The organism is Pueribacillus sp. YX66 (assembly GCF_041725775.1).
Lineage (GTDB): Bacteria > Bacillota > Bacilli > Bacillales > UBA6769 > Pueribacillus.
In genome coordinates, this window is record NZ_JBEUEL010000003.1 from 76028 (window position 1) to 99902 (window position 23875).

22 protein-coding genes, 1 pseudogene and 1 riboswitch are annotated in these 23875 nt (G+C 39.6%); of the genes and pseudogenes, 15 read left to right on the forward strand and 8 right to left on the reverse strand.

The features are described 5' to 3' along the window. Nucleotides 1–12 precede the first annotated feature (12 nt). The 3 genes from ABU914_RS02405 (at nt 13) to ABU914_RS02415 (ending at nt 2774) form a co-directional block, all read left to right on the forward strand. A complete protein-coding gene (locus ABU914_RS02405; RefSeq protein WP_379668165.1) occupies nt 13–1086 on the forward strand; it encodes an ABC transporter substrate-binding protein in 1074 nt (357 codons plus the stop codon). A gap of 110 nt (nt 1087–1196) precedes the next feature. Further along, nucleotides 1197–1976, forward strand: coding sequence for an ABC transporter ATP-binding protein (locus tag ABU914_RS02410; RefSeq protein WP_379668166.1), 780 nt, complete (start codon nt 1197–1199; stop codon nt 1974–1976). A gap of 3 nt (nt 1977–1979) precedes the next feature. Further along, the gene (locus ABU914_RS02415; RefSeq protein ID WP_379668167.1) at nt 1980–2774 is read left to right on the forward strand and encodes an ABC transporter permease; all 795 of its coding nucleotides are present in this window, start codon (nt 1980–1982) and stop codon (nt 2772–2774) included. A gap of 63 nt (nt 2775–2837) precedes the next feature. Here ABU914_RS02415 and ABU914_RS02420 read toward each other — a convergent pair whose 3' ends face one another. Next, nucleotides 2838–3722, reverse strand: coding sequence for a glycine betaine ABC transporter substrate-binding protein (locus tag ABU914_RS02420; protein WP_379668168.1), 885 nt, complete (start codon nt 3720–3722; stop codon nt 2838–2840). A gap of 283 nt (nt 3723–4005) precedes the next feature. After that, a riboswitch (cyclic di-GMP riboswitch) is annotated at nt 4006–4089 on the forward strand. A 283-nt stretch (nt 4090–4372) separates the two neighbouring features. Between ABU914_RS02420 and ABU914_RS02425 the strand changes: the two genes are divergently transcribed. The 3 genes and pseudogenes from ABU914_RS02425 to ABU914_RS02435 form a co-directional block, all read left to right on the forward strand. Further along, nucleotides 4373–5131 (forward strand): prepilin peptidase, encoded by a 759-nt coding sequence (locus ABU914_RS02425; protein WP_379668169.1) that lies wholly within the window; start codon nt 4373–4375, stop codon nt 5129–5131. A 532-nt stretch (nt 5132–5663) separates the two neighbouring features. Further along, nucleotides 5664–7826, forward strand: a complete 2163-nt coding sequence (locus ABU914_RS02430; RefSeq protein ID WP_379668170.1) for a (Fe-S)-binding protein — start codon at nt 5664–5666, stop codon at nt 7824–7826. 629 nt (nt 7827–8455) lie between these two features. Continuing rightward, nucleotides 8456–8578, forward strand: a pseudogene (locus tag ABU914_RS02435) (zinc ribbon domain-containing protein); the annotation flags it as partial. 147 nt (nt 8579–8725) lie between these two features. On the opposite strand, the gene ABU914_RS02440 reads toward ABU914_RS02435, so the two are convergent. Beyond that, entirely contained in the window at nt 8726–9739 is a 1014-nt protein-coding gene (locus tag ABU914_RS02440) for a DUF1646 family protein (RefSeq protein ID WP_379668171.1), read from the reverse strand. A 242-nt stretch (nt 9740–9981) separates the two neighbouring features. Here ABU914_RS02440 and purU point away from each other — a divergent pair, with 242 nt between their 5' ends. Next, entirely contained in the window at nt 9982–10884 is a 903-nt protein-coding gene (gene purU / locus ABU914_RS02445) for a formyltetrahydrofolate deformylase (protein WP_379668172.1), read from the forward strand. 400 nt (nt 10885–11284) lie between these two features. Here purU and ABU914_RS02450 read toward each other — a convergent pair whose 3' ends face one another. Then, on the reverse strand, nt 11285–13369 hold the full coding sequence (locus tag ABU914_RS02450) for a YhgE/Pip family protein (protein WP_379668173.1): 2085 nt from the start codon (nt 13367–13369) through the stop codon (nt 11285–11287). A 172-nt stretch (nt 13370–13541) separates the two neighbouring features. Between ABU914_RS02450 and ABU914_RS02455 the strand changes: the two genes are divergently transcribed. The 5 genes from ABU914_RS02455 to ABU914_RS02475 all read left to right on the forward strand — a co-directional run bounded on the left by ABU914_RS02455 (nt 13542) and on the right by ABU914_RS02475 (nt 16826). Next, nucleotides 13542–13859, forward strand: a complete 318-nt coding sequence (locus tag ABU914_RS02455; protein WP_379668174.1) for a PadR family transcriptional regulator — start codon at nt 13542–13544, stop codon at nt 13857–13859. Continuing rightward, nucleotides 13856–14410, forward strand: a complete 555-nt coding sequence (locus tag ABU914_RS02460; RefSeq protein WP_379668175.1) for an HAAS signaling domain-containing protein — start codon at nt 13856–13858, stop codon at nt 14408–14410. The genes ABU914_RS02455 and ABU914_RS02460 overlap by 4 nt, the downstream gene beginning before the upstream one ends. A gap of 1 nt (nt 14411) precedes the next feature. After that, on the forward strand, nt 14412–15251 hold the full coding sequence (locus ABU914_RS02465) for a DUF4097 family beta strand repeat-containing protein (RefSeq protein ID WP_379668176.1): 840 nt from the start codon (nt 14412–14414) through the stop codon (nt 15249–15251). 119 nt (nt 15252–15370) lie between these two features. Then, nucleotides 15371–16357 carry a diaminopimelate dehydrogenase gene (locus ABU914_RS02470; RefSeq protein ID WP_379668177.1) on the forward strand — a complete coding sequence of 329 codons (987 nt, stop codon included), beginning with the start codon at nt 15371–15373 and terminating at the stop codon, nt 16355–16357. A gap of 256 nt (nt 16358–16613) precedes the next feature. Beyond that, nucleotides 16614–16826: a hypothetical protein gene (locus tag ABU914_RS02475; RefSeq protein ID WP_379668178.1), complete on the forward strand. Its 213-nt coding sequence runs from the start codon at nt 16614–16616 to the stop codon at nt 16824–16826. Between the two features lie 106 nt (nt 16827–16932). Here the strand turns inward: ABU914_RS02475 and ABU914_RS02480 are convergent, their stop codons facing one another. Continuing rightward, a complete protein-coding gene (locus ABU914_RS02480; RefSeq protein WP_379668179.1) occupies nt 16933–17529 on the reverse strand; it encodes a class I SAM-dependent methyltransferase in 597 nt (198 codons plus the stop codon). Nucleotides 17530–17734: 205 nt separating this feature from the next. Here ABU914_RS02480 and ABU914_RS02485 point away from each other — a divergent pair, with 205 nt between their 5' ends. Continuing rightward, a complete protein-coding gene (locus ABU914_RS02485) occupies nt 17735–18820 on the forward strand; it encodes a PRK06851 family protein (protein WP_379668180.1) in 1086 nt (361 codons plus the stop codon). Between the two features lie 39 nt (nt 18821–18859). Here the strand turns inward: ABU914_RS02485 and ABU914_RS02490 are convergent, their stop codons facing one another. The 4 genes from ABU914_RS02490 to ABU914_RS02505 form a co-directional block, all read right to left on the reverse strand. After that, nucleotides 18860–19645 (reverse strand): inositol monophosphatase family protein, encoded by a 786-nt coding sequence (locus tag ABU914_RS02490; RefSeq protein ID WP_379668181.1) that lies wholly within the window; start codon nt 19643–19645, stop codon nt 18860–18862. Nucleotides 19646–19665: 20 nt separating this feature from the next. After that, entirely contained in the window at nt 19666–20337 is a 672-nt protein-coding gene (bshB2, locus tag ABU914_RS02495; protein WP_379668182.1) for a bacillithiol biosynthesis deacetylase BshB2, read from the reverse strand. A gap of 81 nt (nt 20338–20418) precedes the next feature. Continuing rightward, nucleotides 20419–20763, reverse strand: a complete 345-nt coding sequence (locus ABU914_RS02500; RefSeq protein WP_379668183.1) for a YojF family protein — start codon at nt 20761–20763, stop codon at nt 20419–20421. Between the two features lie 65 nt (nt 20764–20828). After that, the gene (locus tag ABU914_RS02505) at nt 20829–22064 is read right to left on the reverse strand and encodes an aminopeptidase (protein ID WP_379668184.1); all 1236 of its coding nucleotides are present in this window, start codon (nt 22062–22064) and stop codon (nt 20829–20831) included. A gap of 170 nt (nt 22065–22234) precedes the next feature. Between ABU914_RS02505 and ABU914_RS02510 the strand changes: the two genes are divergently transcribed. Both ABU914_RS02510 and ABU914_RS02515 read left to right on the forward strand, forming a co-directional pair. Continuing rightward, nucleotides 22235–23068 carry an ABC transporter permease gene (locus ABU914_RS02510; protein WP_379668185.1) on the forward strand — a complete coding sequence of 278 codons (834 nt, stop codon included), beginning with the start codon at nt 22235–22237 and terminating at the stop codon, nt 23066–23068. Nucleotides 23069–23080: 12 nt separating this feature from the next. Then, the gene (locus ABU914_RS02515; RefSeq protein ID WP_379668186.1) at nt 23081–23869 is read left to right on the forward strand and encodes an ABC transporter ATP-binding protein; all 789 of its coding nucleotides are present in this window, start codon (nt 23081–23083) and stop codon (nt 23867–23869) included. Nucleotides 23870–23875: the final 6 nt, after the last annotated feature.

Sequence of the window (23875 nt, forward strand, 5' to 3'; positions counted from 1 at the left end):
GAGGTAACACAAATGTCACTAATGAAGAGAAAAGGACTTTTAGCATTCATTTCTTTATTCGTCTTAACACTCGTCCTTGCAGCTTGTGGAGGAAATGGTGACGAAGAAAAACAAGCAGGAACGGATACAGGCAAAGAAGACAATACAGAAACCGTATCTGTTGATATCGGTATGCTCAAGCTGACAAGCTCAGCGCCATTATTTATTGCCATCGAAAAAGGGTTCTTTGAAGAAGAAGGCATTGATGCAAATGAAGTATGGTTTGACGCAGCTCAACCGATCGCTGTCGCAACAACGTCTGGAGATGTTGATGTTGGTGCAACAGGGATTACAGCAAGCTTATACAATATGGTTGCCGGTGGAGAAGAGTTGCTTATCGTTGCAGATAAAGGAAGAGAGCAAAAAGGCTATTCGTCCACTGCATTTCTCGTTCCAAACGATTCTGATGTAGAGAAAATTGAAGAGTTAAAAGGAAAACGTATCGGCATTACTCAAACAGGTTCAACATACCATTACATGGCTGGCCGCGTGCTTGAAGAGCACGGCTTATCCGTTAAAGATGTCGAACTCGTCCCACTAAATAGTATCCCGGGGCTAATGGAATCGTTAGAAAGTAAGCAAGTCGATGCGGTTCTATTAAACGAGCCGAACATTTCTGTCGCGGTTGATGAAGGGTACGGAAAAGTCATTACACAAATTGGGGATGAAATTGACTATCAAACATCAGGTATTTTCTTTTCGAAAAAATTTGCTGAGAATGAAGATGCAGCAAAACGTTTCTTAAAGGCCTACATTCGAGCTACGAACTACTACTATGATGCTGTGTTAGTTAAAGAAGGCGATGAAGTCGTACCAGGTGAAAACTATGATGAAGTAATTGAAATCATTGCGAAATATACGGACCAAGAACCTGATTTAATTAAAAAAGGTCTTCCTTACATGGACCGTGATGGAAAATTACTCGCTTCAGACATCCAAACGCAAGTCGATTGGTATGCGAAAGAAAACTTAATTGATGAAGCGATTGATGTAAATGACATTGTGAACACAGAGTTGCTTGAAGAGGCCCTTCAATCGCTTGAATAATGTATCCGATTGGAAAGGAAAAAAGAACCGAGATTAGAATATGTGACTCGCAACTCGCAGGGCGAGCTTATAAGGTTCTGGCCTTTTAAGATTAGGGAAGTGAAGTCATCATGAAAATAGTCATCGAGGATGTTAGTAAGACATTCATCGATTCAAAGAAAAAAGAAGTTACCGCACTTGAAAATATAAATTTTACAATATCGGATCAAGAATTTGTCGTACTTGTTGGTCCAAGTGGCTGCGGAAAATCAACCTTATTGAACATCGTCGGGGGGCTTCTTTCCCCTACGACAGGTTCTGTTTATTTTGAAGGCGAAGGATTACATGAAAAAACGCCAAATTTAGGGATTGTTTTTCAAGAGATTGCCCTTTTTCCTTGGCGCACTGTTTATGAAAATGTCATATACGGTCTACAAGAAAGAAAGTTAAGCAAAGCGGAGCAAAAAGAAAAAGGTCAATATTACATTGATATGGTTGGATTAACGGGCTTTGAAAAAGCGTATCCAAAACAGTTATCGGGTGGAATGAAGCAGCGTGCTGGTATTGCAAGGGCGCTCGCTATTGAACCTGATCTTCTCTTAATGGACGAACCGTTTTCAGCTTTAGATGCACAGACACGGACGATCATGCAAGAGGAGCTACTAACCATTTGGAACCGTACGAAGTTAAGCACTCTTTACGTGACGCATAACATCCAAGAAGCGGTGTACTTAGCTGATCGGGTCATCGTCTTATCACGTCATCCAGGAAAAATTAAAAGTATTATTGATATTGATTTGCCAAAAAACGGTCGAAATGACGAAGAACATCGTGAAAAATTTGAGCACTATGCAGATGAGATTTGGCAGCTCATCCGCCATGATGCCGAAGAAGCGTTGAAGGAGGGGTAGACGGTGGCTGAAAAACAGAGGAAAGTGATTACGAACCGTGTTGCCTTCCTTGACCAGAAAGTACCTGTTTATGCATCCGTACTTGGCATCGCTGGTTTGCTTGTTATTTGGGAAGCGATTGCTCGCTTAGGTTTCGTTTCTCCGTTATTCTTGCCTGCACCAACAACGATTTTAACCGATGGTTGGAACATGCTCATCAATGGTGAAATCGTCGACAACTTATTAGCGAGTTTGTATCGAATTATAATTGGGTATGCGCTCGGCGCAACGTTCGGTATTCTTATCGGACTGTTACTCGGGTTTTCGCGCTGGGCAGATGCGATCGGAACGCCGGTTGTTTATTCGATTTACCCAATCCCAAAAATTGCTCTTTTGCCACTATTTATTTTGTGGCTTGGGATTGGTGAATTATCAAAAGTGACGATTATCGCTCTCGGTGTCTTTTTCCCAGTCGTCATTAATACGTATTCTGGTGTAAAAAATGTTGACCAAATGCTTATTAAAGCAGCAGTTACATTCGGTTCGAACCATCTCAATGTCATTCGAAAAGTCATTTTACCAGGTGCCTTACCGATGATATTTGCGGGACTAAAGTTGGCGGCAGGTACGTCGCTTCTTTTACTCGTTGCCGCTGAAATGATCGCTGCACAACAAGGGATCGGCTCGATGGTCCTTCACTATGGTAACTTAATGATTACATCGAAATTAATGGTCGGAGTTTTAATTTTATCACTACTTGGCTTAACGTTTAATCGCACGCTACAATGGCTTGAGAAGAAACTATTGCCATGGAATTAATAAACAAACTTCCATCACCTCTTTTGCGAGGCGATGGAAGTTTGTTGTTTGTTGTAGCTTACATTACTTTTCGAGCCATTTATTGACACGGTCTTCGTTATTGTCTACCCATTCTTTTGCAAGTTCAGCAGGCTCTTTCCCGTCTTGCTCCATTTTCAGTAGCCATTCTTCAATTTCATCGAGTGTGAATTCCATATTTGAATAAAGTGTATATGCTTCTGGTGCTTTCTCTTTCAAGTCAAATACGGCTCCGACTTGGACATCATCCGAACCCCAAATGTCTTTCGGGTCTTCAATCATCTTAATGTCAAGCAGTTTAAACATCGTATGTGGGCGCCACGCGTTGAAAACGATCGGTTCATTATCATCAATCATTTTACTCGCTTGCGCAATCATTGCAGGGGTACTACTATTTGTCACATCATAATCTAAATCATATTCTTCAATTAATCTTCTTGTTGTTTGATCCATTCCACTACCAGCTTCAACTGAATAAATCATACCATCGAATTCATCGATATAAGTCTCTAAATCTTCCGTAGAGTTAATATGGTCCATAAATTCTGGGACGGCTAATCCAACTGGCGCACCAGAATAAAGCGTTCCAATGATATCAAAGTCGCCTTCATACTTTTCTAAATAAGCTTTTTGTATGTTCGGAGACCAAATATCAATGTATACATCAATATCGCCTTCAGAGAGCGCTTCGTATAAAATACCAACCTCAGCTTCTTGAATGGTTGCATCGTATCCTTCACGTTCTAAAATTTCTTTTGAAAGATAGGCAGGAATAGTCGCATAATCGTATGGATCTAAGCCAATGATAATTTCTTTCCCAGAGGCATTATTTTTACTCTCATTTACAGTTCCATCATCATCGTTTGCTCCACAGCCGATGAGCATGAGTAAAATCGTGATACTTACTAAATAAAATGGTTTCAACTTCATAATAGGAAAAGAACCTCCACATTTTGTTATTGATCATAATAAAGGGATTTTTTATGATTGAACCAAGCTGATTTATAAAACACTCCTTCCATGCTTATCCAACAATTCTAACATATATATAAACGAATAGTTTAACAATTCAAAGAAACTAAGATAATTTACAAAAATGGTAATGAATCTTACAAAATTCCTAAAAGTGGACAATAAAACCGTAAAATTACTTAGAAATTATTGACAATGAATTTACCCACTGTTAATCTATACATGCATAGTAAAAAAGAATTAGGTTTAAGGAAACGATGAGATGCGACTTGTATTTGGGCACCTAAGTCGTATGGAGTAAATGGTGCAACCGGCCTTTACATCATGTTTGTATATGAACAAAAAATAGGTGAATTTCTAATCTCACGTTCATCGTTTCAATATCGAACTGACAAAACATTGAAAAAAAGAAACCAGGCTGAAAACACCATATAATTTTTCGAATATTCAGTTAAAGTGTGAAAAAATGTTCAATTGCTGCGACTTTAACTATAGAAAACTACGGTAGAAAGATATGTAATGAAGAAGGACGTCTCAATCGAATAGTTTTTAATCTCAGCGCTTTGGTGTTGAGACCCGATTCAATTTCATAGCAAAGGAAGACAGAGATGCTTGATATTATGTTATATAGCTATTTATTCATAGTTGGTCTTATCTTTGGTTCGTTTTACAATGTTGTTGGGATAAGAACAGCTGAGAAGCAGTCGATCGTGACACCGCGTTCACACTGTCCGAACTGCCAGCAACAGCTCGCGGCAATGGAATTGATCCCAGTCGTCTCGTATGTTTTGCAAAAAGGTCGATGTAAAAATTGCCAAAAATCGTTCTCTCCAAAATATCTATTGTTTGAGTTATTGACAGCATGTCTTTTTACGATCTCACCCATAGTGGTGGGATGGTCAAAAGAGTTGCTTATCGCACTTTTACTCATTTCACTTGTTATTATCGTATCCATTTCTGATTTACATAAAATGCTCATTCCGAACAAAGTGTTATTGTTATTCGGAATGACAACTTTCATTGTTCGCTTATTTATCCCGACGATACCGTGGTGGGATGCATATGTCGGAGCATTACTCGGTTTCGGACTGCTGTATCTCATTGCAGTCGTGAGTAAAGGCGGAATAGGTGGCGGTGATATTAAGTTGTTTGCCGTACTTGGATTGTTCGTTGGTGTGAAAGGCGTTTTGCTAACGTTATTTTTAGCTGCGTTTCTCGGTATGTTGTTTAGTCTTGTACTTATCATAATGCGAAAATTAAAACACAAACAGCCGATGCCGTTTGCCCCGTTTATTGGACTTGCTTCATTGATTAGTTATACGTATGGAGCACAGCTATGGGACTTGTATTTTCGTTTATTTGCATAAGTGGCTAGAAAGGTGAGGGGACGATGTGTTTTCATTTCGGAAACCCTTTAATGTTACAGCTTTTTGATTGATGATTTGCGGAAATTTTTAACGAAACATAAGATTACGTATAAATATAAGCATTTACAATTAGAAGGATTGAATTTTCAGAAAAAAATTCGTGGCGAAACTAAACGTTCTTTTAACAACACTAAAAGACATTCAAGACCATTGTTTTTGACTGTTTATTTTCACGTTCTCATGTTGGTATAAACAAATAAACTAATTACCTATGGAACCGTCGCCACTCCAAATCATTTATAACCCGGAAATCTTTAACACGTATGCAGATTTAAAGCAACAAGAACCTGTCATTTATGATGTTGAGCCTCCGCAGGTCATGGAGCGAAGTTAATAACGATTCATCATCGGCTGTTTCAATGTGCTAATTTACGTTAAACGAGCCTATTTTTTTTTAAGCATGTAATGTTTTGTCGAAAACTTGGTCATCCTAATGAGAGGATTTGTCAGCTAGAAAAGGAGTGTAATTAGGATGACGGGACCTTCGCTTACGTTTGTCATTTTCGCGCTAGTGGCGGCAGCTGTGAGTGCTTACGGCGTGTATGCCTTTATTTATAGCATTTACATACGGTATCGGTTCATGTCACTTGGCAAAGATACGGGAGAATTTAAAGATTGGAAAGAACGATTGCGCGTGACGTTTCGTCAAGTATTTGGTCATTCAAAAATTTTAAAAGACCGTAAAAGTGGAATTATGCACTTGTTCATTTTTTACGGTTTCTTTGTTGTGCAGTTAGGGGCTTTTGAGCTCATTATTAAAGGGTTTTATCCAGATTTTAAATGGCCGTTTGGAGAGCTTTACCCTTTTTACACGTTGTCACAAGAGTTTACGGTAACCGCGGTTTTAATTGCAATTCTGTATGCAGCTTATCGCAGGTTTGGTGAACGTTTGCCTCGATTAAAACAGAACGTTAAAGCAACGCTCGTCATTTATTTTATTGGCGGGTTAATGCTCAGTGTGTTGTTAAGTTATGCGTTTGAAGCACTTTGGATCGGACTTGAGCCGAGCTGGATTCGTCCATTCAGTTCGATGTTTGAAGTTATTTTTGGTTTTGTTAGTTCTGATGCAGCCTATTGGCTTTTTTACTTTTTCTGGTGGGTGCATTTACTTATTTTGTTAGCGTTCATGGTGTATGTTCCGCAGTCGAAACATGCGCACCTATTGTTTGCGCCTTTTAATATTTTGTTTTCGCGAATGGGACCTCCGAGCAAAATGCTTCCGATCGATTTTACAGATGAAACGGCGGAAGAATTTGGTGTTGGACGAGTCGAGGACTTTACACGTGGAGAGCTGCTTGATTTATATGCATGTGTCGAATGTGGACGTTGTACGAATATGTGTCCAGGTTCAAATACTGGAAAAATGCTTTCGCCGATGCACATTATGACAAAAGTTCGCGAGCATTTGAATGAAAAAGGTGAAGTGATTACTGAAAAATCCCCGTGGACGACTGGACGAATTCTTGGGAATCCGAAAGGGTTTATTCATATGATGGAAGACGTTCCATTTGCGCATGGAGCTCCAGAAGGATTTGACCCTGATCCAAACTTGCATACCGATATTCGTCCGACGTTAAGACATCAGTCTGAATCGTATCGGCTAACGGAAGGCAACATCATGGATATTAACTTAATAGGAAATGTTGTCACTGAGCAAGAAATTTGGGCGTGTACGACGTGCCGAAATTGTGAGGACCAATGTCCAGTTGGCAACGAACACTTGTCACTTATTTATGGAATGCGTCGTTATCTTGTGTTAACACAAGGGAGTATGCCTGTCGAAGCACAGCGAATGATGAGTAATTACGAACGGCAAAGTAACCCGTGGGGGATCAGTCGAAAAGATCGAGTGAAGTGGCGCGATGAGAGGCCTGATTTAGCCATTCCAACGGTGAAAGAAACCGATGATTTTGAGTATTTGTTTTGGGTCGGTTCAATGGCTTCGTACGATGATCGTTCGAAAAAAATTGCGTTTGATTTCGTAAAAATTATGAACGAAGCAGGTGTGAAGTTTGCAATCCTTGGGAATCAAGAGCGAAGCACGGGTGATACGATCCGACGTCTTGGTAATGAATATTTGTTTCAAGAGTTAGCGGAAAGAAACATTAAGCAAATCGAAAAATATAACGTGAAAAAAATTGTAACGATTGATCCACATATTTATAATGTTTTCAAAAATGAATATCCCGATTTTGGCTTAGAAGGCGTCGAGGTTATTCACCATACTCAGCTTATCGCACAGCTCATTCGCGAAAATAAAATTTCATTGACAAATGAGTTGCAAGAAAGAATTGTTTATCATGATTCGTGTTATTTAGGACGTTATAACGGAATTTACGACGTTCCTCGGGATATATTAAAAGCGATCCCAGGAGTGACCTTGCTTGAAATGGATCGGAACAAAGAAGATGGTATGTGTTGTGGCGCAGGTGGTGCCCGAATGTGGATGGAAGAAGATGAGGGTCTTCGCGTGAATGAGACGCGTGTCAAACAGGCGATGAACGAAAAACCGACAATTATAGGGTCGAACTGTCCATATTGCTTAACGATGATGGACGATGGAGTGAAAGCGTTCGAAGCAGAACATGTTCAAACGTACGATTTAGCTGAACTTGTTGCAAAAGCGCTCGGATGAGACTTTAGCACAAGTAAAAAAACACTACAATTGTCGGGATGATCAATCTTTTGTGAAAGCTTATACTTTATGGTAGGCGATGGTTGTTCAACCGTTTCTTTGACAGTAGTGTTCCACAATATACTCCTCCAATCAGTGAGTGGAACGCCATTTGCACACGTATCGAAAAGCAGATATGTGTGCGCTTTTTTATTTTATACACTAGGAAATTATAAAAAAACCCAAGTGAATACTCGTCACTTGGGTTATGGGGAAGTTGTGTAAGCCATTCACGTATTTATTCCTTTAGTTCTTATTAGCTGTTATCATAACGCAAGTAATAACGAGCGATTTATCTCTACGAGTAAGTTGCCGATCGATTGCCCTATATTTACCATTGATGTCGTTTCACTAAGCAAGTGGGATGCTCGGGTCGGAGAGAGCGGAAAAAACGGTGATGGACGTAGTGTAAAGGCTTGTCACGATAACGATTAAAGTAGCACGTGCAACTCAAAATTGTTAATCCAAAGTTAATTAAATGAGTGCGAAAAAATATGGACCGAACCATAGTCATGCTATTCGAAAATTTTATTTCAGTCGGACTGACGGAATGAATAATTTAATTTCCGAAAGAAGTCTCCCATCTTCAAGGAATAGAAAAAGAAATGCCGTTGTCCGAACGTGTGTATAAGTGTTCTTGCGGTTTTGTATTCGATCGTGATCACAATTCAGCAATCAATATCAAAAATGAAGGATTGCGCTTATTAGCATAAAGAACATAACTTTTGGAACAAGAGTGTTAGCTCGGTCAATTTCCCACTTCAAGCGACCCGTAAGGGTAGTAAGTGGTGGGAGCAGTTCACTGAAGAACAATTGTTTGAAAGTAACGGTTTGTCTGTATTCCTAACTCGTTTGTTGGATTAGACAATAAGAATAACTAAAAAGTAAACGAACATTGCGATGAGACCGATCGGAATGCCAAAGCGTGCCCATTCTTTGCTCGTAATGTTCAATTTGCCAGCCGCAATAATGTTTGGAATATTCCCAGGGACGAGCATGCCACCGCTAATGAGTAATCCTAGTAAAATAGCTTGTAAAGTTTCTGTATTCATTGCAGGGCTAACTTCAGCAGCTGCAAGTGTCGCATTGTCGAGGATGGCTGAAATCATATTAATCCAATAAAGAATATATGGACTTAAATGAAGTAAATATCGTTCGATAAAGGGTTCAAACCCTGCTCCTAACAACGTTAATCCCATAACAAACAAGTAGATTTTAAGTGAACGAACAATAATGTCAAGGTAGCTTTCATCGTTACCACTGTTCGACAATCGATTTATTTCATTTTTCGGCTTAACGATGACTGCAGTGAGAAGTCCAAAGATGGCAACGGCAGGAATGATATACAATCCGATTAAATGAATTAAATAGAAAAAATCTTCATTTAATTTGCTTACAACAATTGTTGAGAGTGGTTCTCCAATCGGTGTTAATGCTGCACCGAGTCCGATTGAAAAGCAAGCGAGAACGACGAATTGTAATTCAGATTTTCGATCCAGTTTTAAAATTGAAGCGACTGCGACAAGGACGAGAGATGCGATAATTGCTGTAATCATACTTGATACGAGTCCGAGAAACATTACGAACAGAGCAAGAAACATCCGAAGTGACATGATGTTGCTCATCGCATGAATCGTTTTTTCTAATTGTCGGTGAAACCATTTAAACAAGGTCCCTGCTAGTAAAACCGCTAATGTAATCTGAATGGGATCTTGCAACGCTTTTAACCATAGCGTTCGATCTAATACTCCACTTATGACCGTAGTTGCTAAACCCATGACGAATAGGAAAGCTTCTAAGTTTTGTTCAACTTGTTTTACGTAGAAAGGGAGAAACAGCACGAGAATTAAAATCATAGTTAACCCGAAGATCATTGTGTAAGTCCTTTTCTAGTATATTTTTTGTCATTTGAAGCTAATAATTAAAATTTTTCATAGCAGTAGAATGTAAGTTTCTAAAACTAATGTTTTTAAGACATGTGTCAGCACTAGTATATTCATAGAAATTGAGAAAATTAATAAAGATTTTCGCGTTAGCTTCAGGTCGAGCAATGACACGGTAAAGAGACAATAGTATAATTGTTCATTATGAGATTATATGTGAAGAGGGAGAAGCAATGAGTTCGAAAATTAGACAACGAATAAAAGCGTTTCAAGAAGAAAAGAAAAACAGAGGAAGACTTTTAATCGACTGTCCCGACCAACCTGGGATTGTGGCAGCTGTATCGCAATTTTTGTTTGAACAAGGGGCGAACATTATAGAGTCGAGCCAATATTCAACTAACCCTGAAGGCGGACGTTTTTTCATGCGCATTGTTTTTGAATGTGACCATTTAAAAGCAAAGTCGAAAGAGATAGAAGCTGCGTTTGAAGCAACAATCGCACATCAATTCTCAATGGACTGGGACTTTACATATGTATTTGACATAAAAAAAATGGCCATTTTCGTTTCGAAAGAGTTGCACTGTTTGCTAGAGCTTTTATGGGAATGGCAAAACGGAGACTTAATGACTGATATCGCGCTCGTCATTAGCAATCACGAAGATGCACGAGAGCACGTCGAGCCACTTGGCATCCCGTTTTACTACATTCCTGCAAACAAAGATATCCGTGCGGAAGTCGAGAAGAAACAATTACAGTTGCTTGAAGAGTATGACGTCGATTTCATTGTACTTGCGAGATATATGCAAATTTTAACGCCGGATTTCGTTGCGAAACATCCGAATCGGATTATTAATATTCACCATTCGTTTTTGCCTGCTTTTGTCGGCGCAAAACCGTACGAACGTGCGTATGAGCGTGGGGTGAAGCTAATCGGTGCAACGTCGCATTACGTAACGAATGATCTTGATGAAGGTCCAATTATTGAACAAGATATCCATCGAGTTGATCATCGTGACAACGTAGAAGATTTAAAGAAAATCGGTCGTTCGATTGAGCGGAGTGTTTTCGCACGTGCAGTAAAATGGCATTTAGAAGATCGGATTCTCGTTCATCGTAATAAAACGATTGTGTTTTAATTTATCTTTGGAGGGATATACCGCAAAGGGCTGATGATTACAATCGCTCCCCCTCGATTCGGAGACGGTTCTGTCTTTATGCTTATAATTATCGTTACTTACTAGAGTTTCATAAATTTTCCCAGTAATCTAGCTAAAAGGTAAAAAATATTTGATACTGACAAGTGATAACGGTAAATAGTATGCTGTTCTTTAAAAATTGCTTCAAGTATACGGAAATACCGTTTGACAGCCTTAATCATACGAGAGATTTTTTTGCTTGGCCCCGCAAAACTTAAACGGAATTCTATAAAACAGCACGACGATTTACTAAAACGTCCGCTTGAACGAGGAAAAGACAAAATACGATGGACCGTTCGCCTACTTAATAAAACAGAAAATGAATTTCAAAGACGTGAATCTAATGAATAAGTTTTCCCGATTTCGCTTTTCGCTTCAAAGGGGCGCTAAGTTTATTAATAGGCTCTTTAAGCAGTAGTCCTAACAGTAACGTCGAAACAATAAAAACCGTAAGCATGGCGAAATCTTTTAAAACAAGATCCCACAGAACGCCTCCGACTGCTTCGCGCAAAAGACTTATCGCATACGTAAAAGGCAAAAGCGGATAGATTGCTTGGAAAAAAGGAGGCGTCAATTGAATTGGGAAAGTTCCTCCTGACCCTGCAATTTGGAGCACGAGCAAAATAATCGCAAGTGCTTTTCCGACGTTGTTAAATATAGTGACGAAAGTGTATACGATAAGCATGAACGTTGCACTTAGAAAAAGTCCGAACAGAACGAATAATAATGGGTTCGCGACGTATGTTTTCAAAAGATAAAGATCTCCGAGTGTCACAATAACCGATTGGAGCAGTGCAATTGTTAAAAATGTGAAAAAGCGTCCAAAATAGACGTCAGTGCTCGTATAGTGTTGATGTTCGTCATGCACGTTAACGGTAATTAATGAAACGAGCAGCAATGCACCGACCCATAACGAAAGCGCGGTGAAAAAAGGTGACATCGCGGATCCATAATTTGGGATAGGGAATAATTTATGCTCAGTCAACACGATAGGATTAGCGAAAAAGTCACTTTCTTTTTCATAATCATTAACTAACAATGCAATGATTTCATCGATATCTGCTTCTTTTTCGAACTTCCGTATTTCATCTGCAAGATCAGTAATTTTTGCTTTTGTCGCTGGAAGGCTTTGTTTTATCGTTTCAATTTCGTCTTTTCCGATCTCTAGTCCTTTTGATGCATCGGTTAAAATTTTTTGGACATCAGGAATTGCTTCGTTTATTCCTGTTAACATTTTTTCCGCTTTTTCAGCTGATTGTTGAGCTTTCATAATTCCTTGTGCAAGCTTTGGTTCAATTTCGTTGTCAAAGCGATTAAGCATTTTTTCGATGATTCCAACTGTCTGGTCTGTTTTTTCGACTGATAGCTGTATATTAGAATCGAGTGCTTTCACTTGTTCTGAAAGTAATGTGTTCACTTCTTGAAGATGGTTAATTTCTTCGGAAAGCACGTTTGCTTCTGACAAGTTGTTTATTCTAGTAAACAGCGCAATTAAATTGTTTGATACGGTAATACCTGTTTGAATTCGAGTGCGTGTTTGCTCGATAAATGTAGGTTCAACTTCACTCGTTACGTTATTTGCTGTATGCGCTGCTTGCTCAAGTAAAAGCATGTCTTGTTTTACGTTCGGTGCGATTGTTTCACTAAGTTGTTGTCCTCGTTCAAGGAATTCAGTAATGTTGTCCGTTAGTTCCGCCCCATTTTGCGCCATTTCTGTAACGATCGGTAAATAGTTTTGAGCATCGGAGACGATTTTTTCTGCTTTAATTGCGTCGTTGAGTCCGGAGTTAATGACTTGTTCTAACTCTGGAAATCTTTTTTCTAATTTAAAAATGAAATCTCGCACTCTTTTAATTGAAGGCAATTCTTTTTTTAGCTCAAGTCCGAGCTCGTTCATCACTTTAAAAATTGTTTCCGATGCAACTTTTACGAAATTTGAACTTATTTCATCAACGACGTTCGATGCTCCAGTCGAAGTTATTTTCGGTGCAATCGCATTGATTTTTTCATTGACTGTATAAATAATTTCTGGTTTCGTCGGGTTATCAGTTACAACTGATGCGATTTTTTCCGAGAAATCCTGCGGGATGACGAGACTAGCGTAATAATTTCCGTGCATGACTCCGTCATGTCCTTCCTTCTCATTGTCTACAAACGTCCACCCAAGTTTTTTATTCGTTTTTAAAGCATTTACTACTTCATTGCCGATGTGAATTTGTTCGCCAAACACATTTGCACCAACATCATTATTCGTAACAGCGATTTTTAGCTGATTTGTATTTCCGTAAGGATCCCACGAAGCTTTAATGTTAAACCATGCGTACAATGACGGTAAAAAAATGAGCCCAAAGACAATGACCGCGGTAGCCCAATTTGTGAAGATTAGCTGTAAATCATGTTTGTAAATAGAAAAGATATTTTTCAATGAAAAGACTCCTAAACAGTCGTAATATACTTATGTTTCCAAAAAATGAATCGGTTTATTCATTATGTTTTTTAAACAATACCTTGCAATGCACAATAGAATGATGTATTCTTGTATTAAATGGTATTATATATTGCACAGTAGCGGTGATCGCTCATAGGAGATGAGGAAAATGAATGTTCAATTTAAAAAAGGTGTCCTTGAACTATGTGTTCTCGTTTTAATTTCAAAACGTGATCAATACGGGTATGAGCTCGTTCAAAATATTTCAAAGCGCATTGACGTTGCTGAAGGTACGATTTATCCGCTATTGCGCCGGTTGACGAAAGAAGGTTATTTTACAACGTATTTAGCTGAATCTTCAGAAGGTCCTTCACGAAAATATTACTCGTTAACCGATAAAGGTAGGCAGTATATGGATGAATTAATTGAGCAGTGGAAGATGTTTAGCAAAAGTGTGAATGAACTGATTGAGGAGGCTTTACAATGACGAAGGCAGAGTTTTTACAAGCGTTGGAGAGAGAGCTTCAGAAACTGAAAGATTATGAAAGAGAAGAAATTTTGTACGATTTCGAAGAGCATTTCGCTGCCGGACTTGCAGAAGGAAAACGAGAAGATGAAATTGCTAGCGACCTCGGCGATCCAAAGATAATTGCGAAAGAGTTGCTCGTCGACTATCGCGTCACTCAAGCTGAGACCGAAAAGTCTGTAAAAAATATATTTCAAGCGATGATTGCGACGATTAGTTTAAGCTTTTTTAATCTTATTTTCGTATTAGGGCCAGCTGCAGCGGTTATCGGTGTGTATATCGGGTTAGGTGTTACCGCCATTACGCTTGTTTTATCCCCGTTAGGTTGGTTTATTTCATTCCTGTTCGGTTTTGGTCAAGTGAACATGTTGCAATCATTTTTTGCATCCGTATTGTTTTGTGGAATCGGCTTATTGTTAAGCGTAGGGGTTTATTATTTCGGTAAATTTTTATATGATTTGCTATTAAAATACATTAAATTTAATTTGCGAATTGTGAAGGGGGAAAAATAAGTTGAAAAAGCTTGCGTTAATTGGTGTCGTGCTTATCTTTTTCGGGGCAGTTGGTTTACTTTTAAACAGTGGTTCAGGCTTTTTGAATAGTGAAAATGTCACTATAGATGAAGTGAAAACGATCGGAAGTGAAGGCGTTGAGACGATTGAAATTAAAGTTGATATCGGAAAAGTAAACATTACGGAAAGTAATACAGATGAGATTGTTGTTCATTATCGAGGTAATGTACCGACGGAACAGTTTAAGTTTGTGGCGGAGCGAAATGGGAATCATGCAAATATTGCGGCTCACTCAAAGAGAAGTTTTTTCTCGGTTCCATTTATTAATACTAACTGGAATACGAAGCGGAATCTAGAGATTGCACTTCCGAAAAAGAGATTAACAAAGGTCGTCGTCCATGGTGATGTAGCCAAAATTGATATCGGAACGAAAAACGTAGCGGAACTAATTGTTAATAGTGATGTAGGGGAAATTTCCATCGAAAAGTTTCATGGTGAACGCATGGAGTTGCGTACCGATGCAGGTACGGTGTCCGTTGCAGAAGCATCAGGTGAGCTCGATGTTCAGACTGATACTGGAAATATTGACCTAGTGATGAGTGAAATAACGAAAGACATTCGTTTAAAATCTGATGTTGGAGCGATTCACGTCGTTATGAAACAGGTACCAGAATCACTAGTATTAGACGTTGATAGTGAGGTTGGGAATGTAAGTGTTACTCGATTAGCAGGCTTTGAACAGTTAACTGGAAAACCGCTCCGTGCTCACAAAGGAGAAGGGGGTCCGCTCCTTGACGTCAAGACAGATGTCGGTTCGATTACGATTGAACAGAGAGATTAGGATTGCAGATAATCGCATCTTCATACGATCCCATAACGATTGTCATTTGCCTCTAAAAACAAAAAAAGTTACGATGGATAAGGAGTTTTTATTTTGTTGAGAAGTGAGGAGTGAACGAATTGGACAATCGGATTAACGTTGGAATTGTTGGATATGGTAACTTAGGGAGAGGTGTATTGCTTTCACTAAAGGATAATCCAGATATGCATCCCATTGCCATTTTTACACGGAGAAATCCGGACGAACTGCATATTGACGATGACAACGTGAAAGTTGAACATATTTCAAATATCGGTAACTATCAAAATACGATTGATGTGATGATTTTATGTGGTGGGTCGGCGACAGATTTGCCTGAGCAAGGCCCGAGTTTAGCAAAGTTGTTTAATACGGTGGACAGTTATGATACGCATGCGAAAATTCCTGAGTATTTTGCTGCTGTGGATGAGGCGGCAAAAGAGAGTGGAAAAACGAGCGTCATTTCAGTAGGCTGGGATCCCGGTTTGTTTTCATTGAATCGGATGTTAACGGAAGCTGTACTACCTAACGGGGAGACGTATACTTTTTGGGGAAAAGGCTTGAGCCAAGGGCATTCCGATGCAGTTAGACGGGTGGACGGGGTAAAAGCGGGCGTACAATATACGATTCCTTCTGAAGAGGTGATGAATCGTGTTCGAAGCGGAGAAAATCCGATGCTTTCAACGGCGGAGAAACATAAACGTGAGTGCTATGTCGTTCCAATGGAAGGTGCCGATCAAGCGAAAATTGAGCATGAGATTAAAACGATGCCGAATTATTTTGCAGATTATGATACAACGGTTCATTTCATTAGCGAAGAAGAGCTCCGTGAAAATCATTCGAACATGCCTCACGGTGGTTTCGTCATTCATAGTGGAAAAACAGGCAATAACCATAAGCAAATTATAGAGTTCTCGCTAAAGCTTGAAAGCAACCCTGAATTTACCGCAAGCGTTCTCGTTGCCTATGCGAGAGCGGCATACCGTCTAAATCAAAATGATCAAACAGGTGCCAAAACGTTATATGATATTCCGCCGGGACTTTTATCGATGAAAACCCCTGAACAATTGCGCAAAGAGCTCCTGTAATTGTTGAGTGAAAAGAGGAAGTTACTTTCTGTTATGAAAAGGAGTAATGTCCTTATTACTTTTCAGAGGTAGGCATTTAATTTTGGAAATAGACGAAGTTACTACCACATAATGAGAGTGGGAATTGGAATAAAAAGGAATCCGGCAACATTTCAGTAAAAATCCATTTTTTTTGACCGTTATAGCAAACGTTCAGTTTCGTGCAATTTTAATAAACATATAGTAAACGGATGCGTTTTCAAGTATAAATGCGAACATGCTTGCGTCGAGTATTAATAAGACAGGTCTCAATCCTGAGAAATTGAAACGAAAAGAAAAAGTGATTTCAGCCATACGAGTTCATGGACGAAAGCGTGGCGAGACATTTGGTCTGCCAGGCACGGTGTCGGCACGATTGAAAAAATTGAATCTGCGCATGACAATGATTGCACAATTAAAAGAAGAATATAGAACTGTAAGAATCCTCTAAAGAATGAACACCCACTTGTGTAATACGAGTGGGTGCTATTTGCATGTGTACCGTTTACGTTATCACGTAGCTATCGAGCCGTGACCGATCGCGTGTAAATGGTTTATTATCGCTTTTGAATCAATGCTTGAATGACGTGGCATAAACCGGTGTGAAGAACGCCTTCATGTCTTGTCGCTTCCCCATAATAGAAATGAATGTATTTCCAGTCCGAAAAGCGGTGCAAAATATCTTCAGGTGTATAGAGCATCTCAAGTACTGAAGGACCACCAGTTTTATAGTCTAGTTGGTGTATGGAATATACTTCTGTCGCATACATTCCACCTGGTTTTACAGCTTTTTTAATTCCTTGAAGTAGACTGTTTTTCGCATCTCCACTTATGTGACCCCAAACGTTCACAATGATGTCCCACGAATGTTCTTGCCATATTACTTGTTCTAGATCTACGAGTTCTGTTTCAACTTTTACTCCGCGTTGTTCTGCGAGGGTTTTCGTTTTCTCAAGTCCAACTTCTGAATAGTCCCAAGCTGTGACGTGAAACCCTTGTTCCGCTAAATAAACAGCATTCCGGCCTTCACCTTCCGCAATCGCTAACACACGTTCACCCTTTAGTTGACGAGCGATCTGTTTAATAAAAGGATTTGGTTCTGTACCATACACGTATTCATCTTGGTTAAATCGTTGGTCCCAATGATTTCCCATTATATCTATCCTCCAGTCTTAATTTTTTATTCAATAAGTCGCAAAAAACCACTGCACATCTTGTTGTTACTGCTACGTTTAAAGCCAAATTTCTTCTGTGATTACTCCGGTTTTCGCTCTCTGATTTCTAACCTTCTAGGTATTCACCTATCTGTTATTTAATCATAAACTAGAGTGAACTCACATATGAAGGATGTGTTTGGAGTTGACAGGGAACGTTTTAAACTACTTTGCTGGTGGGAATACGTCAAAAGGATTTTATAGTTTATTTGATTCCAATTTAGCAAATCTTGAACGTCTTTTTATTTTAAAAGGTGGACCAGGCACAGGCAAATCGTATTTAATTAAAAAAGTCGGAAGGGAATGGAAAAAAAGAGGTTACTCCCTCGAATATATGTATTGCTCGTCTGATAAAGATTCGGTAGATGGAATTGTCATCCGTGAATTGAATGTTGGTATCGTTGACGGTACGAAACCGCATGTGCTTGAACCGAAGTTCCCTGGGGTCATCGATGATTATGTTAATTTAGGTGTAGCGTGGGATGCATATAAATTAAGAAACAAAAAAGATGAAATTATTCCGTTGACGAAACAAGTAAGCGCCGCTTTTCAATCGGCATACGATTCGTTCCGGGATGCACAAGTATTACATGAAAAACGCAAGCTAAGAGTAAATCAATCGCTGAATAGCGATAAAGTTAAGATGCTTACGGAAGAGCTCGTTAATACGCTATTTAATCAAAAATCGCAAGTGGCGACAGCTATCATTAAACATCGTTTCCATGGTGCTAATACACCGACGGGACCGTTTAGCTTTATGGAGGAACTGATACAACCTCTCCAGAAACGATATTTTTTAAACGGTCGTCCAGGAACAGGGAAGTCAACGTTATTACAACGATTATTGCTTGAAGCTGAAGTTCGGGGCTATGATGCGGAAGTGTATCATTGTGGATTTGAACCAGAAAACATTGATCTCTTGATTATAAGAGAATTGGATGTGGCTATTTTTGATAATAAGTATCCCCACGAGCTTCAACCTGAGCGAGAGACAGATGTCGTCATTAATATGGAAGAAGCTGTATTAGAAATCGACATGTTTGAAGAGGATGAAACAGTCATTCAAACGTATGAGAAAAATATGAATGAAGGCATTGCATCGTTAGCAAAGGCAAAAATATTGCGTGACAAACTTGAAGACTATTATATTCATGCGATGGACTTCAGTGTTACGACGAAAATACGTAATCATATCCAACAAGAAATTGAACAAATTGCAAAAGGACAGTAGGTTATTTTATAAATTACTGTCCTACATTAGGTTGTAAACTTATTCGATTGGTTTTACTTCATTTAGCACATCATTAAGTTGATGGAAGATCGGTTCGTTTCCGACGAGGACAAACGTCCCTTTTTCTTGTTGAATTCGTTTCACTTTGCCACCCGCTTCTTTTACGAGCAATAAGCCGGCTTCAATGTCCCAGGGATTTAATTTAAATTCCCAATAGCCGTCGAAACGACCAGCTGCGACTTGGCATAAATCGATTGCAGCACTACCTGTTCGGCGAATACCGCCAATCTTTAAAATAACACCGTTAAAATAGTTCACGTTGTTATCCGGATCGGTTGCGCGGTCATATGGAAATCCAGTTGAAACGACCGCTTGTGTTAATTGTTCAATCGTTGATACGTGAATTTGCTTCTCGTTAAGAAAAGCTCCGTGGCCTTTTACGGTCTCATACATTTCATTTAGCATTGGAATGTAAACGAGCCCGATGACAGGTTCACCTTCATATTTTAATGCGACGGAAATAGAAAATAGCGGAAATCCGTGAGCATAGTTAACGGTACCGTCAATCGGGTCAATCACCCATTCGTAATCGGATTGATTTGCATAGCTTCCGCTTTCTTCTGTCAGTAGCTGGTGAAAGGGGTACGTCGTTTGAATGCGCTCGATTAAAAATTGCTCCGTCCATATGTCGACTTCCGTTACGAGGTCAATGTCTGATGATTTTGATGTCATTTTCATCGGTGTTTGCAAACGACGGATTTGCTCTTCACCTGCTTCGCGCATCCACTTTTTCATTTGCTCTGCCATTTTAAACCATTCGTTCAAGTTGTGCACCTCCATTCACACTAGTCCGACCATTTGTAAACCCAGAAATATTCTGTATTGATTCGTTCTCGTACTTGTTTATCTTCAAGTCCGTGTTTAGCCGCTCTTCCGCGCACAAATGCTCCGAATTGTGAAGCGTGTGCTTGAATGGCTACTAGTTTATCTTCTGCGTACGCGCTAACGTCACGGGTAATATGAGGAGGTCCAAGTTCATCAACACAATTGTTTGAAAATGCGACACAATGAACGGTAGGTCGTTCTGCTTTTGGAAGACGTTCAACCGCATGAATGACTGCGGCACCACATGCGTCATGATCAGGATGTACACTATATCCAGGATAAAATGTAATGATGAGAGACGGTTTAAGCTCGTCAATTATCGGACTAAAATAATTAGCTAAATCATCAAGATCTTCAAATTCAAGCGTCTTATCACGAAGTCCGAGTAGACGTAAATCATTTATATTTAACGCTTCACAAGCTTTTTCAAGTTCTTTTTTTCGAATCTCTGGTAATGATTCACGCGTAGCAAAGGGAGGATTGCCCATATTTCGTCCCATTTCACCAAGTGTGCAACAAACGTATGTAAGTGGCACATTATTTTTCGTATACATTGCAATCGTTCCGGAAATCCCGAATGATTCATCATCAGGATGTGGGAAGATGACGAGTACGTGTTTTTCCTTTTCCATTTTGTTAACTCTCCTTTTCAGTATCGAATGACAAAACTCAGCTGGAAGAGGCGGTCTTTTATTTTGCACTTTGACTTCTAGTTAAAACGGATTTTCGCTTAACTGTAACGCAACCGCAAGCTTTCCGTCACGATCATGTCCCGCTAGTAAAAGTCGTCCTTTTTCATCGACTTCCCAATCTGTTAAACCTTCGGCATATACCCAGCCAATGTTAAGCTTTAACCCTGCTCGATAAGGACCATCTCCGGTAATTTTACCGCGTGAATAATAGATTTTTGCATTGCGAATATAAGCGCCAGCATTATGAAAGTTCTCATTATAGTGAGAAGCATATGCTCCATTCGTCGTTTCAAGGTGAATGTATACATCTTTGTTCGCGAACTGATCCAGTACATCTTGGACAGCGTCTTGATTGATTGGCTTCATCATTTTTCTCCTTTCTTTTTACTTACATCAATTTCAATTTTACAGAGCATCATGACGTTTGTCTGTTAAATGATTCCATTTGCCCAGTTTCCATTTCGGAATACCGGTTCAAGTGTACCATCTTCTGTTTCTCCATCAATGTCGAGTTTTTCTGAGCCGATCATAAAGTCGACGTGGACAATACTTGTATTTGCTCCATGTTTAGCAAGGTCCTCTTTTGACATTGTTTTTCCACCTTCTAGGCAAAAGGCATACGCACTTCCAAGCGCGACATGGCATGATGCATTTTCATCAAAAAGCGTATTGTAAAAAGTAAGATTTGTTTGCGAAATCGGTGATTCGTGTGGAACGAGAGCAACTTCTCCTAAATAACGGTTTCCCTCATCAGTTTCTACGAGTCGCTTTAACGTTTCATAGCCTTCTTTTGCAGTAAAATCTACAATCTTTCCATTTTCAAACGTAAATGAAAAGTTGTCGATGATCGTTCCACCATAGTTTAATGGTTTTGTACTTGACACAGTGCCATAAACGCCGTCTTTTTTCGGAGTTGTAAACACTTCTTCTGTCGGCATGTTCGGGACGAATTCAACCCCACGCTCACTTTTGCCGCCACCGCCAACCCAGAGGTGTTTTTCAGGTAACTCGATCGTTAAATTTGTGCCTGGTCCTTTGTAGTGCAGTTTTTTATATTTTTTTTCGTTTAAAAAGTCTACTTTTTGCTGCAAGTTTGCTTGATGTTGTCTCCAAGCCGACACTGGATCTGTGTCATTGATTCTCGTTGCGGTCATAATTGCATCCCATAGTTTTTTCATTTGTTCAGATTCAGGCTCGTTTGGAAACACTTTTTCGGCCCATTCTTTCGTCGGGGAAGCGACGATCGTCCAGCTGATTTTATCAGATTGAATGTATTCACGAAATTTCGCCATTGCTTCGCCTGCTGTTTGTTGTGCTGTTGCCACGCGTGCAGGATCGACATCTTTAAGTAGTTCTGGATTCGGTGCTAAAATCGACAGCACTGCAGCTCCGTCTTCTGCCATTTCTTCGTAGCCTTTTGCTTTCCATAACGGGTATTCTGCGAACGCCTCGTCTGGAGCATACGTATATTTTACTTTCGTAAATTCATCGTCATTCCATTCGACATGGACGTTATGTGCGCCTTCTTTAAAGGCCACTTCCGTAATTTTATAAACGAGATCTTTTGCAATAATCGGTGCATTGATGACGAGCAATTGTCCTTTTTGAATGTTGACGCCAACTTTCACTGCCAATTCTGCGTACTTTATAAGTTCATTCTCTTTCATCGATGTATCGAAACTCCTTTTTATAAATTAACGAAGTCACACTGCAGGAAACTGTTCTTTGCCTTCGCCTTATTACGTACGATTTTACACGGAAAAGTTGATAAAGTGAAATCTTCTCACCGAACTAGGCACGAGTGAATATAATGCGATAGCGAGGTGGTGAGTGGTGTATGGAAAATGATAGAACGGATGAACGAGAGAAAAGTCCAGAAGAGATTGAACGTGAAGAATGGGAACGGCAAAAAGTAAAACAGCGACTAAAGCAAGTGATGACGATTGCCTCTCCTGTTTTCATTTTGCTTTTGTGGGAGTTGCTATCACGGACAGAGCTTATTGATTCACGGTTTTTCCCGCCACCAACAGCGATCGTAGCTACCTTTTTTAATATGATTAAAACGGGGACGTTATTTGACCATTTAAGTATTAGCTTAATGCGTATTCTTGGTGGTTTTATATTAGGGGTCATTCCGGGAATTGTTCTCGGGTTGTTAATGGGAATGTATGCACCTTTTCGGCATTTCTTTCAGCCACTCGTCATGGCGATTATGCCGATACCGACGTTAGCGTTACTTCCAATTATTATTATCATTTTTGGAATCGGTGAAACTTCCAAACTCGTAACGATTGCAGGAAGTGTGTTTTTTCCAGTTGTCATTAATACAGCTGCTGGTGTCATGAATATCGAACACATTTACGTTGATGTTGCAAAAAACTACGGTGCCAATTCAAAAGATTTTTTCTTCAAAATTGCTTTGCCTGGCTCGCTACCGGTTATGCTCGAAGGGATTCAAATGGGGCAGGCAATTGCACTGCTGACGATCGTCGCGGCTGAAATGATGGGCGCTAACGAAGGAATTGGATATTTAATATGGACATCATATAAAGCGTTCGTGTTGACAGAAATGTATGTCGGGCTCATCCTTATTTCATTTTTCGGATATTTCTTTTCGTTATTACTTCGTTGGTTACAAGCAAAGCTTCTGCCTTGGAGAGAGGATAGTTAAAGGAGGGCTATGATGGGGCGTCAAACGAAAATTAAACTCGAGAATGTAACGAAAGTGTTTTATAAACGAGGGAATAGTATTACAGCGGTTCAGAACATATCAACTGAAGTTAAAGATGGTGAGTTCGTTTGCCTTATCGGTCCGTCCGGTTGTGGTAAGACGACACTGTTAAAAATTTTAGCAGGGTTAGAAACACCGAGTACAGGGAACTATTCAATTTCAAGAGAAAACAAAGACAAACCGCTTCAATCGATGGTGTTTCAAGAAAAGGGCATTTTTCCGTGGCTTACAGTTTCGGAAAATGTCGCCTTCGGTTTAAACATGCAAAAGCTTCCGAAAGCGTATGTCAAAGAACAGACGGAGTATTTTTTGGAAAAAGTAGGGCTCACTCAATTTGCGAAACGATATCCGAAAGAACTGTCAGGCGGTATGAAACAACGGGTTAGTATTGCGCGGGCTTTCGCAAATGATCCAGAAATTTTGCTAATGGATGAACCGTTTGCTGCGCTCGATGAACAAAATAAATATATTTTACAAGAAGAGTTACTAAACATATGGATGGAAACGAAAAAAACGGTCCTCTTTATCACCCATAGCATTGACGAAGCACTCATGTTAAGTGACCGAATTTTACTCATGAGTGCTCAACCTGGTCAAATCGTCGCTGATAAAAAAATCGAGCTCCCGCGCCCGCGGCGATTCGAACAAATTCGTTCTGACCGTGACGTCGCGAAGCAATTCGTGGAAATTTGGCAACACTTGCAAACAGAAGTTCAACGTTCACGGTTACAAACGACGTAGAAAGGA